The organism is Mesoplasma lactucae ATCC 49193 (genome assembly GCF_002441935.1).
GTDB classification, from domain to species: Bacteria; Bacillota_I; Bacilli_A; order Mycoplasmatales; family Mycoplasmataceae; genus Edwardiiplasma; species Edwardiiplasma lactucae.
In genome coordinates, this window is the sequence record NZ_CP023668.1 from 510,362 (window position 1) to 525,864 (window position 15,503).

Below are 15,503 nucleotides of genomic sequence, written 5' to 3' on the forward strand. Positions count from 1 at the left end.
TATTTTTCTCCCTTAAATAAATAAATTACTTCTCTCAATGAATTTATTTACTATTTTTTCATAATCTTTTTGGTCAAATCAATTAATCATTTGAACCAAAACAGCTGCAATTTCATCAGATTCTTCACGACTTTCCACATATGGAATGATAGCAGAAGCAATTCTGTACAATTGATATTTATATTTTATCTCAGAACTCAATTTATTAACATTTACATAACATTCAGATAAATTTGAAGCTAGTTGTTTTCTTTTTGAAGTGATTGCCATATCAGCTTTATAGTCATCAAGATTGCTATATTCAGATCTTGAAATTAGCTCTTCATAATTTTTTAAATCTGAAAGATAAGCTTTTTTATCTTCTTCTTTTAATCAATCGCCATTTTCGATTAAATTTAAATCTTTTCTCAATAATGATTTAATGGCAAAATCAGCATCAATATATTTACGATAGTCATCTTCCATGCCAGCACTTTTTGGTTTTGTTAATTGTAAATATTTTAAATTATCATAAACTGATGCTAAATTATCTTTAACATCTTCTTTCAATTTTGAATAATTTAAAACTGAAAGATAATTTGAAACCTCGCTATCAACATTTTCTAAAGGTATTAAAAAGTTCTTTTTAAAGTTTGGAATTTCTTTGTTGATGTTAATGTTATCTTTTTTTAAATTATCTAGAATTAAACGAATTTCTTTTGTTAAATTTTTAAAATAATCTAATCGATTCTTCATAAATGATTTAATTTTTTCTTCATAAACTAAAGTGCTCTTATAGTTAATGATTGTTTGAATCATTTTATCAGTAGCTTCTTTAGCATCTTTAATTTCGTAGTTATTTAAAGCAGTTGTAGCTTGTTGTTCATAGTCTGTAGCTCTACGTTTTAATTCACTTAGCCTTGTATCATTTTCATCAGTTTCAAAACTTTTTAACTCGCTATAGATACGGTTTAAACTTTCTTGAAATTGTAGTTTTAAATAATGATTTACAATTGGATATTGTGAAACCATCTCGTTTAGTTCATTTAAACTTCTAGTCATTAATTTTAACGTTTCAGTAGCTTTTTGATAAGAACCATTTTTAATTTGGTCTTCAAAGGTGCTTAAATCAATGAACAGAGAACTAATTCTATCATCAAAATAGATTTGATCTAAAGTTAAAGCACTCCCGTTGGTATTTTGTAAATCATAATAGTTATTTTCTAAAAGATTAATTTGTTCATGTAAACTAATCGCAATATCTCTTAAAGAATATTCAATATTAAAGAAAATATTAATTTGGTTAGCCAAAGCATCTAGTTCATTTTTTAAATATTCTAAATCTTTTTTAATTTCTCTAACTTTTTTAATATTTTCATGATTAATTTTAAAGATTTTTCTATCTTCAACATATTCATCAAAATCAACAACAAGTTGTGAAGTTTTATTTAATAAAATATCAAGATATTTCCCAAAAGCAGCATGTAATTCAGTTTCTAATAAGTTTTGGTTTGCTTTATTAACAGTTTCTAAACGATTTAACATTTTTGCAATTGGATGACGATAAACTTCTTCAATTAATTGATCTATTTGTGAAATTTGTTTTACGTGATGTCTGTAAATAAAGAATACAATTGTACTAATAATAATTCCTAAAACAAATAAAGAAAATAATACTAAACAAGCTATGTGTCCTGGGGTTAAATTATGAATTAAATTGTGAGAACTGGCTAAAAACATTAAAATCCTTGCTTTCTGAGATTGTTATTAAAATTATATCAAAATAAAACTACCAATAATTTAACCCCAAGGTTGAAAACTGAATTATCTTCTCACATTTGATAACACTTATAGTGTATATTCTTAGTAAGGTGATTTTATAAGAAATAAATGCCCAGAAAGAAAGGAATAAAATATGACCGAAAAAAATTATTTTGTTCGTTACATTAAAGATTGACGAACATGATACAAACTATTTTTCATGCTATTATGTGCAACTTGTTTAATTTTTTCATTAGTTGATGGAATTGTTAATATTTCAGGTTATGAAACAAAGTTAGATAATGGTGAAATGATAAAAACTTGAGCTATTCAAACTCAAGATGCTAATGGAAATTGAATAACTCATTACGATTATTCTGGAAATGTTGTTCAATACTTTTCATTTTTCACTAACCAGTCAAACATCCTAGTGTTAGCTTGATGAATCATTGCTTTATTTTTCCCTTGAAAAGAAGGAAAAAAAGGTTTGGTTGGCACAAGAATGACTCTTTACACTATTACTTATATTTCAGTAACAATGTTAATTTATTGCGGAATGATTCTTCCACAAAAAATCTCTAGTGGTGGAGGATACACTGGTGGTGAATGATTTGCTTCAATTGGCTTACATGTTGTAGGACCATTAGCAATTATCATTTATGCTTTATTCTTTATGAATAAATACGTTTTCCATTCTACAAAAAACGAATGATTAAAAAAGAAAAGTTGACAAATTATTGACTACCCTGCTATTTATGGAATTTATATTTTAATTCGTGGACAACTTAGATATAGCTCTGGACATACAGATCCTCAATCATATCCATACTTCTTCTTCTGAATTCATAGTGATGTGTGAGGACTACCTGGAGGAGCTTGATGTGTAATTGCAATTATTATCATCTTCTTATTATTAATTGGATTATCAACTCTATATGCCTTTGTTTTTAACAAGTTTAGAAATGAATTACGTAGTTATCAATCAGATGAACTTTCACGTGGTTATTTAGCTTTGAAAGCTGAAAAGAAGGTTGCAAAAGAATTAAAAATTAAATAAGAACTTAAACTAACTAAAAGAATCTATTTCTTAGGTAAAACTTTTAGTTGGTTTTTCTTTATTGTTTTTTAAACAAATGTTATAATTTTCAAAGTTATTGACTTAATCCTGCGGATAAATATGGTTTATGACATGTCTTACACTTTTTATTAATCGTAACTTTTAGCAGTAAAAGCGAATCGTAAGACTTTCTAAGCTAGGATTTATCAAAGATTTTTTTAATAACGAATTTAGAAAAAATATTTTTAGGGAGATTGAATTATGTCAAGATATACAGGTTCAACATTCAAAAAGTCTCGTAGATATGGTTTCTCAATTCTTGAAAATGGGAAAGAATTCTCAAAAGGTAAAAAAAGAACAACTGCTCCAGGGCAACATGGTGCAAAAAGAACTAAATTAAGTGGTTATGGAACACAATTACAAGAAAAACAAAAAGTTAAATTCATGTATGGTGTTTCTGAACGTCAATTCAGAAACACATTCGCTCGTGCCAAAAAAATCCGTGAAGGAATTTTAGGAACTAACTTCTTAGTATTATTAGAATCAAGATTAGACAATGTAGTTTTCCGTCTTGGATTCGCTATGACTAGAAAAGGTGCTCGTCAATTAGTAAACCACGGACACGTTTTAGTTAATGGTAAAAAAATCGATATTCCATCATACCAAGTAAAACCTGGTGATGTTATCGAAATCAAAGAATCAATGAAGAAAAATGACAAAATCTTAGAAGCATTACAAAATAATGAAACTACTGTAGAATTTGTTAAAGTTGATAAGGCTAACCTTAAAGGTGAATTTGTTCGTTTACCAGAAAGACAAGAATTAAACCAAGAAATCAATGAAGCGCTTGTCGTTGAATGATACAACCGTTTAATTAAATAAGAAATTAAACAAGTTTAAAATTCAAATACTCAGATCATTTGGTCTGAGTATTTTTTTATACAAAAAAAAACAACCAATTAAGGTTGCTTAACATTATTTAAATTCAGCTCCAAAGAACTTTCTTTTACCACGTTTGATAATTACATGTTTATTATCTAAAGCAAAAGCTTTAGTAATTGCTAAGTTTTCATCTTTTAAAACTTCATCGTTAATAGTGATTGCTCCAGCATTTAAGAATTCTCTTGCTTCACGTTTTGAGCTAGCAGCTTTTGAAGCTACTAAAACATCGATTAATGTTTCATTTTCAGTGATTTCTCCGTTTGGAATCGCTTTAAAAGCAACTTCAATTTCTTTATCGCTTAAGTCTTTTAAACTTCCTTGGAAAAATCCATTTGTAATATTTAATGCTTGTTGTAGTCCATCTTTTCCATGAACAAAAGCAGTCATTTCTTCAGCTAGTTTATGTTGCATAATTCGAGCTTTTGGATCACCTATAGCTTGTTTTTGTAAAATATTAATTTCATCTTCAGTTAAGAAAGTGAAGAATTTTAACATTCTATAAGCATCTTCATCATCTTGATTAAATCAGAATTGGTAGAATTCATAAACACTAGTTTTATTAGCATCTAATCAAACAGCACCAGATTCAGTTTTACCAAATTTCTTGCCATCTTTTTTAGTTAATAAATTAATTGTTAAACCAGCAGCTTTGGTTTTATCTCTTCCAACTTTTGAACCAATTAAATCTGTTCCAGAAGTAATGTTTCCTCATTGATCAGAACCACCAACTTGAATATGACAATTTTTATTTACATAAAGTTGGTAAAAATCATATCCTTGTAAGATTGTGTACATAAATTCAGTTACACTTAATCCAGTTTCAATTCTTGTAGCAATAGATTCTTTTGCTAATAAATATCCTAAAGTATATTCTTTACCAACATCTCTTAAGAAATCTAATAAAGATAATTTTCCTAATCATTCGTAGTTGTTAGCAAAATCCACACCAGGAATAATTCCTTTTAATTGTTTGGTGATTGCATCACTATTTTCTTTAACTTGTTCATTTGTTTGTAAGACACGTTCTTGTGATTTAAATGAAGGATCACCAATCATTCCAGTTCCCCCACCAATTAAAGCAATTGGGTTAAAACCAAAATCTTGAAAACGTTTTAATAAAGTAATTGGAATTAAATGTCCAACGTGAAGAGAATCAGCAGTTGGGTCAAATCCGCAATAAACTCCTGAATGTTCTTTTTCAGCTTCTAAAATACGTTCTTCAGAAGTGATTTGTTTAGTTAATCCTCTTCATTTAAGTTCTTCAATAATATTTTTAGACATTCTTTCTCTCCTATCATTTTAATAATTTTAAATTTTTATTTTCAAATTCGTGACGTCCGAATTTAGCTTGAGGTTTGCCATTTAAAGCAACATCATCACCTGTAAAGTTGATATTAACTTTTACTAAAGCTTCACCAATTCCATAAGTATTAACAGGAACTTTATTTTCTTCAAATTCTCTAATTCTATCAGCATTAAATCCTGAAGAAACAATAATTTGAACATGGTTAAATCCTTCGGCATCTAAAGCATTTCTAACTTCTCTAACTAAGTATTCATTAACACCATAAAGGTTAGCATCAGTTGGATATTTAGCTTTGTTTTTTTCTAAAGTTTTATCAATTAAATTTCCAGCTGTATCTAAACGAACGGCAAATAATTTGTCTTTAAAGTGTCTAGCAACAATTAAAGCATCAGTTACACAATCATTGTTATAGTCAACTAAAGCTACCAATGGTTGGTTTGGGAAAGTTTCTGCAAAAGCTTTTGTAGCTTCCAATAAATTACCATCAAAGATTTGAATTAAGGCATGAGGCATAGTTCCACTAGGTTGAGCTACAGTTTTATCATTGATAAATTCTAAAGCAGATTCAGAAACAAATCGTCTAAATCCTCCAATATAAGAAGCATAGCCATCATATGGTTGGTTTATATATAAATCGGCACGATCATTCATGTTTAAAGCTCTTGAAGCTGGAACTACATCGATAATTCTTTTACTGTTAGTAGCTATAGAAGAATTTCTAGCTAAGATTCCATCAATCATACCTTCTAAAAATCCAAAGTCTTGATAGTGACCTGTGATTTTTAAAACTGCTTCTAAGGGTTGAACAATTGTTCCATCAGGAAGATATTCAATCTTTAATTCTTTATAGTTTGGAGAAGCATATTTAATTAGAGCTATAGCTTGATTAATTCCACATAGAATTGTATTTTCTTTACGTTGGAAAAATTGCATAGTCACAATTTCATTAGGTCTATACTTTTCTACAATCTTAGTTGTCTTTTTAAAATAATCAGCTAAGTAATATCCTTGTTTTACTTTTTCATCAAAATGGTAATTATTCATTATCTATAAATTAAAGTTCTGTAAAGAAATCATTTCCGATTTTATCGGCAAATGATTCTGGTAAAACAATAATTCCCTCCTTGCTAAATCTTTTATCATCAATATCTAATTCTTTTTGACTACAAATCATTCCGTTTGAATCAAAACCTCTTAGTTTGCTTGGTACAATTTGCATTCCGTTAGGCATTCATGCATAAGGTAAAGCCACAACTACAAGTTGGTCATTTGCAATGTTTTTAGCTCCACAAACAATTTGTGTAGTTGCGTTACCTAAATCAACTTCACATTTGTGTAAATGAGTTCCTTCAATATCAACGCATTCTAAAACTTTGGCTACAACAAATTGGGTTTGTTGTTCAAAAACAAAATAGTTTTTTAATCTATTTTTTAAATAATCTAAAGCATCAGGATTAAATGAATTAAATGCTTTATGTAAAGTGATATCTTTTGAAACATTAAAGACATTTACACCAGTAATTTCTTTTGTTTTTTCATCACGTAAAATTGTGACTCCATCTTTGAAATCGACTAGATAGTCATCAATTGTTTTTTTAGAAATAATCAAGCTATCGAATAGATCATTATAGTAAACTCCGTACATGTTTTTATCTCCCTTGAAAATTATTAATCGTTAAAAATAGGCCTAGACTATAACCAAAGGTTATAATCGCAAGCCTTTATTGTATACATTATACCAAATATTATATAATCTAAGTAACACAACTATGGAGGTTGAATATATGAATATTGCAATTTTAACTGACTCATCTTATGATGGAAAACTAACCGATTATAAAGACCTATATATGGTCCCTCTACTAATCAACACAGAAGATGGACAAGAGTTTCAAGATGATGAAAACTTTGATAAAGATAAGTTTTATGAACTTTTAGAAACTCAAGTTTTAAAAACTGCACAAACCCCTCCTGGAATTATGCTTCCTATGTGAGACAAATTATTAGAAAAATATGATCAAATAATTTGTGCTTTTATCTCAAAAGGATTAAGCGGACAATTCAATACTTATAGAATGATTTCTGAAACAGAATCTAAGTATAAAGGTAAGGTATTCGTAACTGACACTAATGGTGTAAGTATTGTTCAACAACATATTGTTGGTGACATAGCAAAATGAATTTCTCAAAACAAAACTGGTTTTGAGATTATAGAACTTGTAAAACAAGATTCAGAAGATTTTAAGACTTTTATTATCCCAAAAACTCTAGACACCTTAAAACGTGGGGGAAGAATTACTCCTGCGGCTGCTAGTTTGGCTAAGATTTTAAAAATTGTTCCTGTTCTTAGTTATGATGGAACAATTGATAAAGCATTCACTACCAGAACCTTTAAAAAAGCCATTGTCGAATCTGTAAAGGAATTAAAAAAATCAGTTAAAGGTCTTAAGAAAGTCGATTTAACTCACTCACGTGCTGAAGAAGAAACTATTGATTTAGTAAAATCTATTATTGAAAAAGAAGGTCTAGAAATTGGTCTAGATGCAGAATTAACAAATGTTATTTCTGCACATACTGGTCCTAGTACTTTTGCTATTGTAGCTTGAAAGGAATAATCTAAATGGAAAACAAAAAAATTGGTATCTTAGTTGATACTGCCGGAGGAAATGATCCTAGCGTTTATGAAAACACAAACGTTGATTTAATTCCCCTACACATCGTTTTTGAAGATGGAACCGATGTAAAAGATACTGAAGCTAACTTAAAAACCACAAATTTCTATCAAAGAGTAAGTGATGGTGAAAATGTAAAAACTTCACAAGCCTCTCCAGGAGAACTTGCTGAAAAATATGATGAAATGTTGAACAAATATGACCATATTATTCATTTACCAATTCCTCAAAATCTTTCATCAATGTATCAAACATCATTAATGATGGCAAACGATGGTGACTATGATGAAAAAATTACAGTTGTTGAACATTCAATGGCTGCAAACGGAATTAAAGAATGTGCTTTAGCAATTAATAAAAAATTACAAGCTGAAGAATTTAAATCAATTGATGAAGTTTTAGCCTTCATTAAAGATTATGAAAAAAATATGTACCTTGGAATTATCCCAGGTGATCTTAAAAAACTTGCTAAGGGTGGAAGAGCTTTAAACGTTTTAAACGCCATGTTAAGTTTATTTAAAACTAAAGTTTTAATTAAATGAGAAGCTAAACCCAAAAAACAAGCAATGGCTAGAACAATTGGTGCTTTAGTTAAACCTGTTATTGAAACTACTAAAAAAGATTATAAAAATCCAAGTGATTATAAATTTATCTTTGTTTCAACTCCTTTAACAGATGAAAAAATTAAAGATAACGCCAAAGAAGCTTTAGATGCAGCAAAAATTAAATATACAGAAGAACTAATCCCACCTCTTTACACAGCCCATGCTGGAGTAAACACAATTGGATTTGTAACTGTAAAAATTTATAAGTAGGATATAAAAATGCGATTCAAAATTAATTGAATCGCATTTCTTTTTCTTATTGGCAGAGGTGAAAGGAATCGAACCCTCAACGCTTGGTTTTGGAGACCAACGTTCTACCATTGAACTACACCTCTATATATAAAAATAGTATCGCAATTATTTGAGATAAACGCGATACTATTTTATTTTCTTAATGGCAGGGGTAGCAAGACTCGAACTCGCGACACTCGGTTTTGAAGACCGATGTTCTACCAACTGAACTATACCCCTATTTGGTTTGTTAACAACTTTAAAATTATACATAAAGTATATGATTTTTTCCAACCCAAAAAAGAAAAAAAGAAGCAATTTTCCTAAAATAATTTAGGCTTTTGCTCCTTTGCGTTCTTGTTTATGTTCTTTTAATAAACAACTTTGACAAGTTCCATGACATTCAATTTTGAAATGATCCATTTTAAATCCAATTGAATCTCCTAATTTTTCTAAATCTTTGAAACTTTTTTCTTCAATTTCATCTGATCTAATATGATAAACACGATCACATTTTATACAAGAAAAGTGAATGGTGTTTCTTTCAACAATTTCATAACATATTTGTTTTCCATTAAAAGTATTAGCTGAAACGATGTGTTCTGCTAATAACAAGTCTAAAGTGTTATAGACACTAGCAGTGTTTACATTATCTAATTCATCTTTTAAGCTTTTAACAATTTCTGAAGTAGTAGCATGTTCATTCATTAATAACATTTCAATGATTGATTCACGTACCTTAGTAATTTTGATTCCTTTATCTTTTAAAACTTGAATTATAGAATCATAAGCAGCTTGTTGCTCTTCTGTTAAATGACGTTTCATCAAATTAACCTTTTAATTTAATGATTAACTTGTCTAAATCACCAATTGTTTTAATGTTTTCTAATTCTTCATCAGGAACCATAATGTTAAATTTATCTTCTAATTTAACAACCATATCCATTAAGTCTAGTGAATCTAAACCAACTTCTTTAAGGTTTGTGTTAGAGGTTAAATTACCTTTAACCCCTTGCTTTTTAAGTTCTTTAATAATTTGATCTGTATAGTCCATAAAATGCCTCCTGTAAGATTATCACTTACATTATACTATACTTTCATTTTAGTTGGTTATCGCCACTATCCTCAATAGTTACGGTAACTTTCTTAGCATTAATTGGAAAATCTACATACAAACTGATTTCTCAATCTAATAATTCCTTGTATGATGACTTCAGTCGATATAAGAAGTTATATTGAAATTTAGTTAAGTTGAAACTATAGTTACCATTTTCATAGTTAAGCATTTGTTGAGTTTCTCTTTTATCAAATTTAATCTGACTATAGTGATTTTTATTTTCTTCACCAAAAGATTCATAATCAATTTTTTGATTATTAGATTTACTAAATTCATAAACTAAATAACCACCAACCCCAATTGAAGTCGTTATAAAAAGAAAGGAAAGAATCTTTGCAATTAGTTTAGTCTTTTTCATAACCAAGATTCTTTAATCGTTGTTGAAATTCTTCAAATGATAATTTTTCAGTTTTAATCGGTAAATCATTTCTTTTTAAAGTTATTATCTTTTCAATTAGCTCTTCAGAGAATTGATATTCTAAACTTGGTTCGCTATTCACGATATCTAGGCGTAATTCGTGTTTTTTACCACCAAGAAGGAGATTTAAAGCAATCTGTTGGTTTTTAATCGAATTTGTAAAAACAACCTGATTTTGGCCCTTTTTAACAATTTTATTAGTATTTAAATCATAGTCAAAACCGGTTTTAAAATTAATAGACCCATCTTTATTAAGGTTTAAGTCAAAATCAGAGAAATTATAATAATCTTTTATCTTATCTCCATCAATTTTGGCGTTCATTAAAACAACATCATCGTTAATAATGTTGTTTTTTAAGTCTCATAAAATATTTTTTAAATAAGAGATGTTTTCTAAAAAGATTGGATTACTAGAACTTGTTCCAACATTAACAGAACCAAGTTTTTCATTTAATTGATATCTAGTTTTTATGTTTTCAAAACTAAAGGTGTAATTCTTTTTTAATAATGAATAATATTGGTGTTTATTTCCGTTATAGGAATCACGATTTAGATAACAACCAACTTGATCTAATTCAAAATTCTTGTTGTTTTGCTTATTTAAATTAGGATTAAAGCTAATCATTCCCCTATTTTCGCCAATTTGTTGATGATTTGAAATTCCAAATGTTTCTTTTGCCTGATAATCTAATGAAAATAGAAAGTTATTTTCTTCATCATCAATTAGTTCACTTGGAATTTTAAATTCTAAAAAGTCTTTCTCTGTTAAATCAATTCGGCGATTATTTTGATCATATTTTAAAGTTAAATTATCAATCAAAGCTCGACCTTCATTTTTACTAGAGTAAGGGATTTTAATGTTTTGATTAGTTTTCTTATCTCGTTTATAAAGTTCAAACCTAAAATTCTTTAAATTAATTAATCTTGGAAGTTTATCTCATTGAATTTGATTGTGATTTGCAATCATTTCAAACCAAACAATCATTTTATAAGTTTCTTTTTTATCAGTTTTGTTCGGTTTGTTAATAAAAAGAAAATTTGGTGCTACTAAAACGCCTAAACTAGAAGCATCAAAGTTTTTAACTTTAATCTCAGAATCATGACTTTCATTATTTATTAATTGTTGTTGATACACTTTAATCATTCCCTTCTCATATAGGTATAAGAAGAAAATAAAAAAACTTCCCGAAAATTATTTCAGAAAGTTTATCTTTTTCAATATAATGGGGCGTCTGAGGGGAATCGAACCCCCGTATGTCGGAACCACAACCCGATGCGTTAACCACTTCGCCACAAACGCCAATATAAAATTCTAATGTTGAAAACTCAACATTAGAATTGTACCTTGTTAACTATTTGAAAGTCAATTATTTCATAGTTAAAAAACAAAAATTTTATTAGAAAGTTTCTTGTTCTAAAGTTTCTAAGATTGGTTTGATTTCTTTTTTGCTTTCTAAGAAAGCGCCAGCACTATATTCAGTTCCTCATCCACCATATCTTGCTGCAAATAAGTTAACTGGTCTAGTTTTACTACAAATATGAGCACGAATTTTTTTATCAGGATATTCAATAAACATAGCTGTAAATTCAGTTGTTGAGAAAGTTAATAATAATCACATAAAGGTAGCTGCTCTATTTGGTTCAACTTGGTATTTTTCTAACTTATGATAAGGAATATAAACATAAGTTAAGTTATCTTTAGTTCTAATGTGATTTACTAAATATTTTTTAACATCATTTTCATTTTGAGTTGAATAAGTACGTCTTGAAACAATTTCATTAACATCTGGTGAAAGTTCAATTAGTTTAGCTAGAATTAAGAAAGTCTTTTTATTAAATTTCGCACTTCAAAAATCTTGCATTGATTCTAAAGCTCCAATTAATAAGTTTTGGGCTGCTAATGGAGTGACTAATCATTTTAAATCAAAGGCAATATCAGCAATTAATTCAGAAGTTGAAGAAATACTTTGATCATTGATATCAATTGCTCCATATTGTTCTTTTTCTGGGTGGTTATCAATTTTAACAAGTTCTTTAACATGTTCTCAACCATTTCCATCAATTCATTCTGTTGTTGGACAGTCAACAACAATCCCTAAAGCTTGTGGTAAGACTGAAGGATCAAAGTTATCCATTCTTCCCATTGGGTTTAAAAACTCACTGTTTGTTCCAGAAGCATAAACTTTTTTATCAGGAAAATTAGTTTTTAAGATTTCTCTTAACCCTAATTGTGAACCATAAGCGTTTCCATCCGGATTATCACGGCGAAAAATCACGATGTATTCGTATTCTTTAATTTTGTTTGCTAATGCTTGGTATTGTTTATTCATAATGATTTTTCTCCTTGTATTCATCAATTTCTTTTAATAATGATGAACTTGTGTTTTGATTTTGTTGTTCTGTAAAAAAATAAATAAGTTCGATGTTTGGATCAATTGCGTTATTATATTTAGCTAGTTCAACTTCATATTCAAAGTCTTGTTTATTTCTAAACCCTCTTAAGATGTAGTTGAAGTTATTTTGTTTAGCAAAATTAATTGTTAATAAGTTTTCATTGATTAAAACTTTAACTCTTTTCTCATTGCGATAATAGTTTTCAATCATTTGTTTTCTTCTCTCAACTGTATGTTTATAGTTTTTATCAGGGTTACGACTAACTACAATATCAACTTCATCAAAGATTTTTAACGCCTTTTTAACCAAAGAAGCATGTCCTTTATGAAAAGGATCAAAGCTTCCTGGAAACATGATTTTCTTCATTTTTTTAATTACACCTAACTTTTCTTATATTTTACCTTACTATTGAAATCAAGTCATTCAAAATAAAAGAACCCTTTATTTTTCAAGGGTTCTTGATTAAATTATCATTTTCAGTTTTTACGTTTTTCTTCATCGATAATTCCGATGTAAGGTAAGTTTCTAAGTCTTTCTTGGTAATCTAAACCAAAACCAACAATGAATTCTTCTCCCATAGTAAAGCAATGTCAATCAGCTTCAATTCCAGACACGCGGTTTTTGTTTCTCTTATCAATTAAAGTAACAATTTTAACTGATTTTGCTCCACGTGACATTAAATAAGCTTTGATGTATTTCAAAGTCAATCCACTATCAATAACATCTTCAACAATTAAAATATCTTTTCCTTTAACAGTTGTATTAACATCTAAAACGATTTTTGGATCTCCTGATGTTTTAGTAGTTCCTCGATAAGATGAAACAACCATAAAATCAGTTTCACATTCATAATCAAAATGTTTTAAAAATGAAGCATAGAAAGGAACACATCCTTTTAATAATCCTAAAATTAAAACAGTGTTTTCTCAAATATCGTTTTGAGCTTTGTAATAATCACTAACTTGTGTAGCTACTTTTTTAGTAGCTTCTTCAATCTGCTCATTTGTGAATAATATTTCTTTTACTAACGGGTGTTTTTTCATAATTCTCTCCTTTTATTTAACTGAGTTTAGATATTGTTCTAAAATCAGTTGTGCTGCTAATGAATCTTTTTTTTGTTTTTGTTTGTCTCTTCTAACTCCAGCTTCAATCATGATGCTTCTAGCCATTTTTGTGGTTCTTCTCTCATCCACTCGAATAATGTCTTTTTCATCATATTTATCTTGGCTTAATAAGAAACCTTCAACAAAGAAATCAACCATTTCTGCTCTCTCACCAATTGAGCCATCCATGTTCTTTGGATAACCAATGATAATTTTTTCTGGGTTTTGGTTTTTTAAATAATCGTTAAACTTATCAATTCCTTCATCAAAATTTCACTCTTCAAATCTGATGGTTGGTCCTGGGTTTGCGATTAAACCTTCACTGGTAGCTAAACCAATGGTTTTACTACCTAAATCTATACCTATGTATTTGCTCATAATAATTATTATTGTAGCACGGAAAAAAATAATAAAAAACAACTCCGAAGAGTTGTAATTTAATATTATTTTAATTAATCGGTGACTAATTATTTGTTTCATTGTAAGTTGTAGAAAGTTTTTGCTCCTAAGTATACAGCGTTTGATCCTAATTCGTCTTCGATTTCTAATAAACGGTTGTATTTAGCAATTCTGTCTGAACGTGACATTGAACCAGTTTTGATTTGTCCTGCGTTAAATGCAACTGATAAATCAGCAATTGTAGTATCTTCAGTTTCTCCTGAACGGTGTGAAACTACAGCAGTTCAGTTATTTTTTTGAGTCATTTGGATAGCTTCAATTGTTTCTGATAAAGTACCAATTTGGTTTAATTTAATTAATACAGAGTTAGTTGCATCTAAGTGAATTCCTTCACGGATGAATTTAGGGTTTGTAGTGTATAAATCATCCCCAACGTTTTGTACATTTTTACCAATTTCTTGGTTGAATTTTACAAATCCATCTCAGTCAGTTTCAGCAAATGCATCTTCGATTGAAACGATTGGGTAATTGTTTACTAATTTTTCGTAGAATGTATTTAATTCTTCTGAAGTCATTGAGAATTCAGTTCCTAAGATTTTTTCTAATTTTTTGAAGTGGTATTTTTTATCATCGAAGTATAATTCTGAAGCAGCAGCATCCATAGCAAACATGAATCCTTCTTTACCTAATTTGTAACCTGCTTTTTGAACAGCTTCTTCTAATAAATCTAAAGCAACTTCAACTGGCATTTTAGCTTTGAAAGCTGCTGCAGTTTCTTCTTTATAAGCTCATTTGAAGTTTGGTGCAAATCCACCTTCATCTCCAACAGCAGTAATGTCACCTTTAGCTTTTAAAAGTGATTTTAACATGTGGAATGTTTCTGATGATCATCTTACAGCTTCGCTGAATGTAGGTGCTCCTACAGGCATGATCATGAATTCTTGGAAGTCAACAGCTGAGTCAGCGTGTTCTCCTCCGTTAATAACGTTTAACATAGGTACAGGTAATTGGTGTGCTCCTGGTCCTCCTAAGTAAGCGTATAATGGCATTTCCATTTCGTCAGCAGCAGCTTTAGCAGCAGCTAAAGAAACTCCTAACATAGCGTTAGCTCCTAAGTTTTTTTTGAATTCAGTACCATCTAAATCAATCATTGCTTGGTCGATTGATAATTGGTCTCTAACTTCCATACCAATTACTAATGGTGCAATTTTATCATTTACATTGGCAACAGCTTTGGTAACACCTTTACCATCGTATGCTTTACCACCATCACGTAATTCTAATGCTTCGTTAGCACCTGTTGATGCTCCTGAAGGAACTTTAGCGATTCCGTGTCCACCAAATTCAGTTCAAAGTTCAACTTCAACTGTTGGAGTTCCACGAGAGTCTAAAATTTGACGTCCTAAAACTTTAACGATTTTTGACATATCTTTTTCCTCTTTTCCTTATATACATTGATATTATAAACCATAAACTTTTTAAATAAATTAACTAATTACATTTCATTAAACATTAATTT

At 29.1% G+C, this 15,503-nt stretch carries 17 protein-coding genes and 3 tRNA genes; 4 read left to right on the forward strand and 16 right to left on the reverse strand.

Annotated features, from left to right (window positions below; all coding sequences use genetic code 4):
• Positions 1-12: 12 nt before the first annotated feature.
• Complete coding sequence (locus tag CP520_RS02225; RefSeq protein WP_096862849.1) at positions 13-1,719, reverse strand: septation ring formation regulator EzrA; 1,707 nt, start codon at positions 1,717-1,719, stop codon at positions 13-15.
• Positions 1,720-1,894: 175 nt separating this feature from the next.
• Between CP520_RS02225 and CP520_RS02230 the strand changes: the two genes are divergently transcribed.
• A complete protein-coding gene (locus CP520_RS02230) occupies positions 1,895-2,797 on the forward strand; it encodes a Pr6Pr family membrane protein (RefSeq protein ID WP_096862850.1) in 903 nt (300 codons plus the stop codon).
• A 261-nt stretch (positions 2,798-3,058) separates the two neighbouring features.
• A complete protein-coding gene (gene rpsD / locus CP520_RS02235; protein WP_096862851.1) occupies positions 3,059-3,679 on the forward strand; it encodes a 30S ribosomal protein S4 in 621 nt (206 codons plus the stop codon).
• A 93-nt stretch (positions 3,680-3,772) separates the two neighbouring features.
• On the opposite strand, the gene tyrS is transcribed toward rpsD, so the two are convergent.
• From tyrS to ytpR, 3 genes are read right to left on the reverse strand one after another with little or no spacing between them, the layout of a single operon-like run.
• Positions 3,773-5,020, reverse strand: a complete 1,248-nt coding sequence (tyrS, locus tag CP520_RS02240; RefSeq protein ID WP_096862852.1) for a tyrosine--tRNA ligase — start codon at positions 5,018-5,020, stop codon at positions 3,773-3,775.
• Positions 5,021-5,030: 10 nt separating this feature from the next.
• Positions 5,031-6,089: a nicotinate phosphoribosyltransferase gene (locus CP520_RS02245; protein ID WP_096862853.1), complete on the reverse strand. Its 1,059-nt coding sequence runs from the start codon at positions 6,087-6,089 to the stop codon at positions 5,031-5,033.
• A gap of 10 nt (positions 6,090-6,099) precedes the next feature.
• On the reverse strand, positions 6,100-6,690 hold the full coding sequence (ytpR, locus tag CP520_RS02250) for a YtpR family tRNA-binding protein (protein ID WP_096862854.1): 591 nt from the start codon (positions 6,688-6,690) through the stop codon (positions 6,100-6,102).
• 139 nt (positions 6,691-6,829) lie between these two features.
• On the opposite strand from ytpR, the gene CP520_RS02255 reads away from it, so the two are divergent.
• The gene (locus tag CP520_RS02255) at positions 6,830-7,660 is read left to right on the forward strand and encodes a DegV family protein (RefSeq protein WP_096862855.1); all 831 of its coding nucleotides are present in this window, start codon (positions 6,830-6,832) and stop codon (positions 7,658-7,660) included.
• 5 nt (positions 7,661-7,665) lie between these two features.
• The gene (locus CP520_RS02260) at positions 7,666-8,532 is read left to right on the forward strand and encodes a DegV family protein (protein WP_096862856.1); all 867 of its coding nucleotides are present in this window, start codon (positions 7,666-7,668) and stop codon (positions 8,530-8,532) included.
• A 50-nt stretch (positions 8,533-8,582) separates the two neighbouring features.
• On the opposite strand, the gene CP520_RS02265 is transcribed toward CP520_RS02260, so the two are convergent.
• The 12 genes from CP520_RS02265 to eno form a co-directional block, all read right to left on the reverse strand.
• Positions 8,583-8,657, reverse strand: a tRNA-Trp gene (locus CP520_RS02265).
• A 60-nt stretch (positions 8,658-8,717) separates the two neighbouring features.
• Positions 8,718-8,793, reverse strand: a tRNA-Trp gene (locus CP520_RS02270).
• Between the two features lie 93 nt (positions 8,794-8,886).
• Positions 8,887-9,378 (reverse strand): Fur family transcriptional regulator, encoded by a 492-nt coding sequence (locus tag CP520_RS02275; RefSeq protein WP_096862857.1) that lies wholly within the window; start codon positions 9,376-9,378, stop codon positions 8,887-8,889.
• Between the two features lie 4 nt (positions 9,379-9,382).
• A complete protein-coding gene (locus CP520_RS02280) occupies positions 9,383-9,607 on the reverse strand; it encodes an acyl carrier protein (protein WP_096862858.1) in 225 nt (74 codons plus the stop codon).
• Positions 9,608-9,632: 25 nt separating this feature from the next.
• Complete coding sequence (locus CP520_RS02285; RefSeq protein WP_096862859.1) at positions 9,633-10,028, reverse strand: hypothetical protein; 396 nt, start codon at positions 10,026-10,028, stop codon at positions 9,633-9,635.
• Positions 10,015-11,232: a hypothetical protein gene (locus CP520_RS02290; RefSeq protein WP_157755777.1), complete on the reverse strand. Its 1,218-nt coding sequence runs from the start codon at positions 11,230-11,232 to the stop codon at positions 10,015-10,017. The genes CP520_RS02285 and CP520_RS02290 overlap by 14 nt, the downstream gene beginning before the upstream one ends.
• An 80-nt stretch (positions 11,233-11,312) precedes the next feature.
• Positions 11,313-11,388: transfer RNA gene (locus CP520_RS02295), tRNA-His, on the reverse strand.
• Between the two features lie 97 nt (positions 11,389-11,485).
• The gene (locus tag CP520_RS02300; protein ID WP_096862861.1) at positions 11,486-12,418 is read right to left on the reverse strand and encodes a DHH family phosphoesterase; all 933 of its coding nucleotides are present in this window, start codon (positions 12,416-12,418) and stop codon (positions 11,486-11,488) included.
• Positions 12,411-12,848 carry a pantetheine-phosphate adenylyltransferase gene (gene coaD / locus CP520_RS02305; RefSeq protein ID WP_096862862.1) on the reverse strand — a complete coding sequence of 146 codons (438 nt, stop codon included), beginning with the start codon at positions 12,846-12,848 and terminating at the stop codon, positions 12,411-12,413. The genes CP520_RS02300 and coaD overlap by 8 nt, the downstream gene beginning before the upstream one ends.
• Before the next feature lie 101 nt (positions 12,849-12,949).
• On the reverse strand, positions 12,950-13,528 hold the full coding sequence (gene hpt / locus CP520_RS02310) for a hypoxanthine phosphoribosyltransferase (RefSeq protein WP_096862863.1): 579 nt from the start codon (positions 13,526-13,528) through the stop codon (positions 12,950-12,952).
• Between the two features lie 9 nt (positions 13,529-13,537).
• A complete protein-coding gene (gene ruvX / locus CP520_RS02315) occupies positions 13,538-13,966 on the reverse strand; it encodes a Holliday junction resolvase RuvX (protein WP_373423244.1) in 429 nt (142 codons plus the stop codon).
• 86 nt (positions 13,967-14,052) lie between these two features.
• Positions 14,053-15,411: a phosphopyruvate hydratase gene (gene eno, locus CP520_RS02320; RefSeq protein ID WP_096862865.1), complete on the reverse strand. Its 1,359-nt coding sequence runs from the start codon at positions 15,409-15,411 to the stop codon at positions 14,053-14,055.
• Positions 15,412-15,503 lie beyond the last annotated feature (92 nt).